The sequence below is a fragment of the Candidatus Glassbacteria bacterium genome, from assembly GCA_019456185.1.
GTDB lineage: Bacteria > Gemmatimonadota > Glassbacteria > GWA2-58-10 > GWA2-58-10 > JAJRTS01.
In genome coordinates this window covers 1-7,860 of the sequence record VRUH01000095.1, presented here as the reverse complement: position 1 = coordinate 7,860, position 7,860 = coordinate 1, and the positions used below count along the sequence as shown (strand labels likewise).

Below are 7,860 nucleotides of genomic sequence, written 5' to 3'. Positions count from 1 at the left end.
CCGGTGATCAAGACCCTGCTGGACGGGCACCGGGGAGATGTGGGGACGCTGGTACACTGCACGGGAGGGGGCCAAACCAAGATCCTCCGCGCCGGCGGCAACGCGCAGGGCCTGCACTACGTCAAGGATTCCCTTTTCGACGTCCCTCCCATTTTTTCCATCATCCACGAAGTGACCGCCACCCCCTGGCGGGAGATGATGCAGGTATTCAACATGGGACACCGGATGGAGGTGGTGGGGCGGCCCTCCCTGCTGCCCGTCCTGGAGGAGATCGGGAGGGAACATGGAATCGGCGTGCGCCGGGTGGGCTATTGCGAAGAAGCCGGCGGCCCCGGGAACCGGCTCACCATCGCAACACCGGGAGGCCGGGAAACCTATTCGCTCTGACCTCCCTCTCCTTCCTCCCGCTATGATCCAGCGATCACGGCGATGGCGTCGATTTCGATGAGCGCATCGTCATGGACGAATTCGGAGATTTCCACCATGGTGGAAGCCGGGAGATGCTCCGCGTCGAAGAATTCCAGGCGGGCGTCGTGAATTTCGCGGAACCGGGAGATATCCTTCACGTACACCGTCACCCGGACGATGTCCTGGAAGGTTCCCCCCGCTTGATCGAGCACCTTGGCGATATTATTCAATACCTGGCGGGTTTGGGCGCCCATATCGCCCTTTCCGGTCAACTCCATATTTCCGTCGAAGGCCAACTGGCCGGAAATGAACAGCAAATCACCCCCACTCACCTTGACCCCATTGGAAAAGGCCACGGGTCCGGCAAATTTTCCATCGTCGGAAAGGGTTGTTCTTGCCAGCGGATAAACGGTTTTATTCATGGATCGCTCCTTGCCTGATCGAATCGGGTGTAATGTTTTCGGGCGCGCTGGGACACACCGTGGCACGCCGAGAGGTGATGGTAACGCATAACACAGACCGGCGACAGCAAGGGATGAAATACAGTCTCATTCCAGGCGAGCCGCCCGCACACCGCCCTAATTATCCAGCCGCCGGTTGACATCCCCAAATGGATCGGCTATCTGGATGCGTTCCTTTTACGCCAAATAGCGCCCAACAAAGATGATCAGTTGAGGGAAGGGGAAAGCCCAATGAAGGTACTTGCGGCATGGATCGATCGGATCAACGACTGGACCGGTAAGGCGATGGGCTGGATGATGCTGGCATTGGTGCTGCTGGTCACGGGAGACGTAATATCCCGCTACCTGTTCAATACCGGCGCGGTGATCATCCAGGAAAGCGAATGGTGGCTGTTTTCCATCATCTTCCTCTCCTGCGCCGGTTACACCTTTCTCTACAACGAGCACGTGCGGGTGGATATCGTCTACTCGCGGCTCAGCAGGAAAGGGCAGAACATCGTGGATCTGTCCTGCGCGTTCATCTTTCTGTTTCCGATGTGCCTGCTGTTGATTCTCACCTCCTTCTGGTACATCAAGTCATCCTGGCTGGTGGGGGAGTTCTCCGCGGACCCGGGCGGAATGTGCTGCTACTATGTTTTGAAGGCCTTCATCCCATTGGGCTTTCTCCTGCTCGGCTTGCAGGGCATGGTCAATGTGTACAAGAAAATACGGGAATTGATGGGCGATCCGCCCGAGGCCCTGCGGGGGGACAGCATTGCCGCCCGCTCCAGGAGAATCAGCGAAGAATCCCGGTAATTCCACCCAATGCGCTCTCAATCACCCATCCCAGCGGCCTTAAACAGGACGCGGACGCCCTACCAGGGAGTAAAACCGTAATGATGTATGAAATCCTTCCCGGCTGGTTCATGGAATTCCTGCCGGCCTGGATGTTCGTAGCCCTCTTCGGGCTGCTGCTGATCGGCTACCCGGTCGCGTTCACCATCGGCGCCCTGGCGCTCCTTTTCGGCTGGCTGGGTTTCGGGCTGAATTTCTTCAATCTGCTGCCCCTGCGCATCTGGGGGGTGATGACCAACTTCACCCTGGTGGCGGTGCCCCTGTTCGTGTTCATGGGGGTGACCCTGGAACGCTCGGGGTTGGCCGAGGAACTGTTGGACACCATGGCCTTGCTGTTCGGGCGGCTGCGGGGCGGGCTGGCCATTTCCGTGACGGTCGTGGGCGCGCTGCTGGCCGCCTCCACCGGCATCGTCGGCGCCACAACGGTCACCATGGGCCTGCTGGCGCTGCCGACCATGCTGCGGCGCAACTACTCGCCGGAACTGGCCGCCGGCACCATCGCCGCCTCGGGCACGCTGGGCCAGATCATTCCGCCTTCCATCGTGTTGGTGGTGCTGGCGGACATTATGAACATCTCCGTGGGTGACCTGTTCATGGGGGCCGTCCTCCCCGGTCTGGTGCTGGTGGGGCTATACCTGAGCTACATCCTTGTCATTGGTTTCCTGCACCCGGTCTCCGCACCGCCCATTCCCGTAGAGGAGTTGGACGCCATCACCCGGGTGGAATTGTTGCGCCGCGTGATGCATTCCCTGTTTCCTCCCCTGGCGCTGATGATGGCCGTGCTGGGCTCCATCTTCGCCGGAATCGCCTCGCCCACCGAAGCCGCGGCCGTGGGCGCCAGCGCGGCGATGCTGCTGGTGATGTGGAACCGGAAATTCTCCATGGAGATGATCACCGGAGTGATGCGCACCACCGTGCGCCTTACCTCCATGGTATTCATCATTCTGGTGGGCGCGCAGACCTTCGGGCTCACCTTCCGGGGGCTGGGTGGCGACGACCTGATCCGGGAATTCATTACGGCCTTGGAATTGAGCAAGTGGGGCGTGCTGGCCATCGTGATGATGACGTTGTTCCTGGCCGGGTTTTTCCTGGATTTCATCGAGATCACCTTCATCCACGTGCCCGTGCTGACCCCGCTGATGGTCTACTACGGGTTCAATCCGGTCTGGTTCGCGATTCTGATTGCCGTCAACCTGCAAACTTCCTTTCTCACCCCCCCATTTGGCTACGCGCTTTTTTACCTCAAGAGCGTCTGCCCGCCCGGCGTCACGACGGCCCACATCTACAAGGGCATCGTACCGTTCGTGACGCTGCAATTGATCGGGCTGGTGATCGTTGTGTTCTTCCCGAAACTGGTGCTCTGGCTCCCCTGCCTGGTCTTCAGCAGTCAGTGCATATGACGGCCTGAGTCCGCTGCTCCCCATCCGCGTTCCAGGCCTCCGGGAATTTCCTTTCAGGTGGCGCCTGCCCGGTTGCGCCGGGGACGGCCTGGATTTCCTCGTGCTCCAATCGCCTTCCGCCGTCACCCTGTGCCGAGGCCGGGATTCCACCCTGCTGGGCGGAATTCACCCCAGTTTCCCCATCCAGGCAAAAAAAAACGGCGGGGACAAAGGGCCCCGCCGTGGTAATGGCGTCGCTACCAGATATGGCTCCACCGCTCTCCCGAAAAGGGAGCGAGGATGGAACTAGATCGCGCCGACGGTCTTCAGCGCTTCCTGGTAGGACACTTCGTTGATGTTGTGCCACTTCCGCACGCCGTCGCGGAACTTCTTGTACGAATCGTACACCTTCCGCGCGTCCGAATCGGAGTTCGCCACCTTCTCGCTGATCTCCTCGGCCGCCTCGTAAAGCTTCTTGAGCACGTCGTCGGGAAACTGGCGGAACTTGATCTTCCCGCCGGCGTATCTCTCGATCTTGCCGAGATACTCCAGGTTTTTGGCGTCGAACTCAGCCAGATTGCGGACGTTCAGGTTGTAGGCTGCGTGCTCGACCATCAACTGGAATTCCTTGGGCAGCGAGTTCCACGCCTTCAGATTGATGGTCAACTCGTTGTTGGTGGAAGGTTCGTGCCACCCGGGCGAATAGTAATAAGTCGCCGCTTGGTGCAGACCCAGATTGTAATCGTAATACGGGCCGACCCACTCGCAGGCGTCGATCACGCCCCGTTCCAGGGAGGGGAAAACTTCCGGACCCGGCAGCAGAACCACCGTGCCGCCGACGGCGGCCACCACCTTGCCTCCCAGACCGGGGATGCGCATCTTGAGGCCGTCGTAGTCCTTGATGCTGTTAATCTCCTTGCGGTACCAGCCGCCCATCTGGGTGCCGGTGTTGCCTGCCACGAACGCGATCAGCCCGTGTTTTTTGTAGAACTCGTGCCACACCTTGTGTCCGCCGCCGTGGTAGAACCAGGCGTTGGTCTGCTGGGCGTTCATGCCGAAGGGCACCGAGCATGTGAACTGGGTGGCGGGCACCTTGCCGGCCCAGTAGTACGAGGCGCTGTACATCATTTGGATGGCGCCTTGCTGTGCCGCATCGAACACGCCGAAGGCGGGCACCAGTTCGCCGGCACCGAATACCTTGATGTCGAGCCGGCCCTTGGTCATGGTTTTCAGGTCCTTGGCCATCAACGGCAGGTTGGTGCCCAGCACCGGGGCGGTGATCCCGAAACTGGTGGCCATGCGCCAGCGGAACTTGGCTTGGGCGTGGGTCGGCTTGCCGGGGTAGGACACCACGGCCATGGTGGCTGCGGCGCCCAGCCCCGCCTTTTTCAGAAATGATCGCCGGTTGACGGTTGATTTGTAATTTTCGTCTACCTCTTTGAGGCGCTCAGGAACCGTCTTCATGTGCTCGGGGACGTAATTCCTAAGCGAGCCAGGGTTATTTTGATCCTGCATTTGCTTCTCCTCAATTTGATGATTGGTGCGGTTCGGTCGAGGGCGGGACCTGGAATTCCCCCATAAAATCATCCCCCATCGCGCGCACATCGCGAGCGACTCCGAGACGGCAACGCACTAATTTTTCCAGCCACCGTAATTTCCTAACTTTTAGGCGTCAACTTGTCAACGCAATACAAGAATATGTGCCACCTGTTTCGTGCGGACAGGCTTTCACGGGCTCCAATCCGGGACGATACAGCGCATGCCGGGATGCTTCCCGGGGATGCGGGCGAACGTGCGTCAGCCGCGCATGGGCTTGGGTGCGTGGGCATGATTGAGGATGACCCGCCGCCCCAGGGGTAGCGCCGCCGCCAATGATTGCTGCAGATAGTCCTTTGCTTGCGCGACGGCGTCGCCCGGCCCAAACCCGCGGGCCATGTAAACCGCTGCCGCCGACGACAGTGTGCATCCGCTGCCCTTGGTGTTCACACCCCGCAGGTACGGCGTGTTGAAGAATTCCAACTCGCGCCCATCCCACAAGACGTCCGTGGCCTCGTCGCTGTCGGAAAATCTCCCGCCGGTTACCAGCACCGGCACACCCAGGCTGTCGAACAGCGCCTTGGCGGCGGACTCGATATGCTCGGGCGTATCCACTTCGCGCCCGCTCAGCAGCGCAGCCTCAGTGGCGTTTGGTGTGAGCAAGGACGCCATGGGGAAAATGGTCTGCTTCAACGCTTCTACGGCCTTGGCGCCGAGCGGCCCAAAACCGGCGGTGGTCCCAACCATTGGGTCGGCTACAATATAGGGCAGCGTCTTGCCTTGCGCTGTGTGATCCGGGGGCGGCGGTGCGGCGCGCAGGGCCTCTGCGGCAGCGTACACCGAATCCATGGAGGGCAGCATGCCCACCTTGACCGCGCTGATGGCGACATTATCCATCGCGGCCTGAATTTGTGCCGTCACCGCGCCAGGCGTGACTGGCTCGCATTGCGCCTCACCGGCAGCAGTTTGTGTGACAATGGCAGTCACGGCGGACACGCCGAAAGTGCCAAGCGCCGCGAAGGTTTTTAAATCCCCCTCCGTTCCCGAGAGGCCGGTGCTGCTCAAGCCCGAAATACTGAGCAAGGCCAGAGGTGGCGTGATGTCCACTGGTGCATTTTCCATTCAGTTACCCGCAATAATATTTGTGAACAGGTCGTCCGGTGAAACAGGGTTCTTTGTCCGTCCGCCCTCATGGGTGAATTTGGCCAATTTGTCAGGTAGTCAGTCGACCATGGGTATCGCGCTTTGGATATCTAATTCAAATCCAATCTGGAAGTTGCCGCCCGCGACAAGCCCTGCACCAGGCGGTGTTCAATAAACACCGCCAGCAGCAGCAATCGGAGGTACAGAACCAGGATTCCATGTTACAAGAGTTTCCGGTGTCTCAAAGTTCCTTTGTGTCGAACGCCGCGGGCGCGGTGACCTCCACCCACTCGGCGTCCTCGGAATAGTCCACCAGACTATGCGGAATTGAGGGCGGCTGCAGCCAGCAGCCCCCGGCATCAATGCGCACTTCGCCCGCACCTTCGATCCACATCTTCACCCAGCCTTTCAGGACGTAGTTCATCTGAAAATCCAGGTTGTGAAAATGCTTGCCGGTACCGCCGGCGGGGCAGGGCGCCGTGGGGCGGATCACATGAGCGTGATACTGTCCTTCCGTGGCTGCGTTGATGCCAAGGTCGCGATACTCCAGGTAGGGGCGCAGTCCGCCACCCACAAATTGCGTGTCCTTGGCCTGCACCACCGCAATTTTATGTGCATTGCCACTCATCGGCCGTCTCCGCTAATTCGATTGGGGTTTTCGCTGAGCATGGCATCGTTTGTGAGGCGGCGCAATTTTCCGGCAACCGAGCCATTGACCGCGGCATTGACCGCGGCATTGACTGCGGCATTTCGATTTCTGCTACAATCCGGTATGGTTTCAACATGGCGTTACCGGGAGTTCGGTTGCCAACTGGGGGTCACTCTCCAGACCTCATTTTTGCCGCCTCCCTTCGGATTCGCCCTGTTTTACCTGCGGGGTGTGGCGCCGGATTCCATCAAGACCACGGAAATCTACAAGGGTGTGATCCCCTTCGTCCTCATTCAAATCCTTTCCCTGGCGATCTTCTGGTTCATCCCCGGTATCGCCACTTGGCTGCCCGAAGTCCTTTTCGGCCTCTGAGGTTGATGGGCGGAACCCCGTCCCTTCGGATGGGCCCGCCCCACAGCCCGGATGGGCCCGCCCTAACGCCCGGATGGCCCTCGCTGGCGCCAATTCCCCATGCAATCCTCCTCCCTCCCTGAAATCATTCCGGTATTTCCGCTAACCGGGATCATGCTGCTTCCCGGGATGTGGCTGCCCCTGCACATCTTCGAACCCCGCTACCGCCACATGATCGCCGATGCGGTGGGGGTGGCGGAGGATTCCTGGGGCGGCGCCGGCAAACCCGCCAACAATCCAACCGCGCCGGAGCCGGTGCGGGAGGACGCCACGGGCGTGATCGGGATGGTGCAGCCCCTGGTGCCGCGCCAGGACAACCGCCCTTCCCCCGAGGCACTGGCCAATCCGCACCCGGAAGAACCGGAATTGTACACGGTTGGCTGTGTGGGCCGCATCGAGCGCTGGGAGCGCACTCCCGACGGCCGGTACGCCATCGCTCTGAAAGGGGTTTCCCGCTTTCGCATCACCGGGGAACTTCCCTTGCTGAAGGGATACAGGCGGGTGCGGGCCTCCTACGATGAGTTCAAGGGCGATACCCTGGAATCTGATCCGTCCTACGATCCCTCCCGGCTGATGGCCGCTCTGGATTGCTGGAAGCGGGGGAAGAGCCTGCCCATGGCCTTCGGCGAATTACGAAAATTGCACGGCTTGGCGGCCCTCAATACCCTGGCCATGTCTCTTCCCCTGGCTCCGGTGGAAAAACAGGCCCTGCTGGAAGCCCCCACTCATGTGGAACGCGAAAAGCTGCTGCTGGAACTGCTGGAAATGGGGATCGAGGAGCGCGGGGAGACCGGCAACGTCACCCCGCCCAAAAGCAATTGAGATCGATCGCAGTCATCCGGTTATGTGATTTGATTCCCAACAGATTGACCCGCCACGATTCCCATTATTCCCATCCGGCCAATTCCACTCCGTTTCCCGGCTAAAGTGCGGCTCCGATCATTGCAATTCATTCCAGATTATGTACAATAAATCTGTACATAATGAGGAGAAAAAATCATGCAACAAATCAAGGTCACCGATTTACGGAAACATCTTC

The 7,860-nt window shown here is 59.9% G+C and carries 8 protein-coding genes; 4 read left to right on the top strand and 4 right to left on the bottom strand.

The window, feature by feature from the left end; translation table 11 throughout:
- Nucleotides 1-407: 407 nt before the first annotated feature.
- Complete coding sequence (locus FVQ81_17715) at nt 408-830, bottom strand: RidA family protein (GenBank protein MBW7998369.1); 423 nt, start codon at nt 828-830, stop codon at nt 408-410.
- 270 nt (nt 831-1,100) lie between these two features.
- Here FVQ81_17715 and FVQ81_17710 point away from each other — a divergent pair, with 270 nt between their 5' ends.
- Nucleotides 1,101-1,664 (top strand): TRAP transporter small permease subunit, encoded by a 564-nt coding sequence (locus FVQ81_17710; GenBank protein ID MBW7998368.1) that lies wholly within the window; start codon nt 1,101-1,103, stop codon nt 1,662-1,664.
- A gap of 110 nt (nt 1,665-1,774) precedes the next feature.
- The gene (locus tag FVQ81_17705) at nt 1,775-3,103 is read left to right on the top strand and encodes a TRAP transporter large permease subunit (protein ID MBW7998367.1); all 1,329 of its coding nucleotides are present in this window, start codon (nt 1,775-1,777) and stop codon (nt 3,101-3,103) included.
- A 285-nt stretch (nt 3,104-3,388) separates the two neighbouring features.
- Here FVQ81_17705 and FVQ81_17700 read toward each other — a convergent pair whose 3' ends face one another.
- The 3 genes from FVQ81_17700 to FVQ81_17690 form a co-directional block, all read right to left on the bottom strand.
- Entirely contained in the window at nt 3,389-4,546 is a 1,158-nt protein-coding gene (locus FVQ81_17700; protein MBW7998366.1) for a twin-arginine translocation signal domain-containing protein, read from the bottom strand.
- Between the two features lie 333 nt (nt 4,547-4,879).
- Entirely contained in the window at nt 4,880-5,740 is an 861-nt protein-coding gene (locus FVQ81_17695) for a hydroxymethylpyrimidine/phosphomethylpyrimidine kinase (protein ID MBW7998365.1), read from the bottom strand.
- A gap of 262 nt (nt 5,741-6,002) precedes the next feature.
- The gene (locus FVQ81_17690) at nt 6,003-6,185 is read right to left on the bottom strand and encodes a hypothetical protein (GenBank protein MBW7998364.1); all 183 of its coding nucleotides are present in this window, start codon (nt 6,183-6,185) and stop codon (nt 6,003-6,005) included.
- Nucleotides 6,186-6,206: 21 nt separating this feature from the next.
- Here FVQ81_17690 and FVQ81_17685 point away from each other — a divergent pair, with 21 nt between their 5' ends.
- Together FVQ81_17685 and FVQ81_17680 are read left to right on the top strand one after the other, a co-directional pair.
- Entirely contained in the window at nt 6,207-6,782 is a 576-nt protein-coding gene (locus FVQ81_17685) for a TRAP transporter large permease subunit (GenBank protein ID MBW7998363.1), read from the top strand.
- Between the two features lie 99 nt (nt 6,783-6,881).
- Nucleotides 6,882-7,643, top strand: coding sequence for a hypothetical protein (locus FVQ81_17680; protein MBW7998362.1), 762 nt, complete (start codon nt 6,882-6,884; stop codon nt 7,641-7,643).
- Nucleotides 7,644-7,860 lie beyond the last annotated feature (217 nt).

Excerpts from the sequence above, each read along its gene's own strand:
- FVQ81_17715 (MBW7998369.1), bottom strand. The coding sequence starts at position 830 with ATGAATAAAACCGTTTATCCGCTGGCAAGAACAACCCTTTCCGACGAT.
- FVQ81_17710 (MBW7998368.1), top strand. The coding sequence starts at position 1,101 with ATGAAGGTACTTGCGGCATGGATCGATCGGATCAACGACTGGACCGGT.
- FVQ81_17705 (MBW7998367.1), top strand. The coding sequence starts at position 1,775 with ATGGAATTCCTGCCGGCCTGGATGTTCGTAGCCCTCTTCGGGCTGCTG.
- FVQ81_17700 (MBW7998366.1), bottom strand. The coding sequence starts at position 4,546 with ATGAAGACGGTTCCTGAGCGCCTCAAAGAGGTAGACGAAAATTACAAA.
- FVQ81_17695 (MBW7998365.1), bottom strand. The coding sequence starts at position 5,740 with ATGGAAAATGCACCAGTGGACATCACGCCACCTCTGGCCTTGCTCAGT.
- FVQ81_17690 (MBW7998364.1), bottom strand. The coding sequence starts at position 6,185 with ATGAACTACGTCCTGAAAGGCTGGGTGAAGATGTGGATCGAAGGTGCG.
- FVQ81_17685 (MBW7998363.1), top strand. The coding sequence starts at position 6,207 with ATGCTTGCCGGTACCGCCGGCGGGGCAGGGCGCCGTGGGGCGGATCAC.
- FVQ81_17680 (MBW7998362.1), top strand. The coding sequence starts at position 6,882 with ATGCAATCCTCCTCCCTCCCTGAAATCATTCCGGTATTTCCGCTAACC.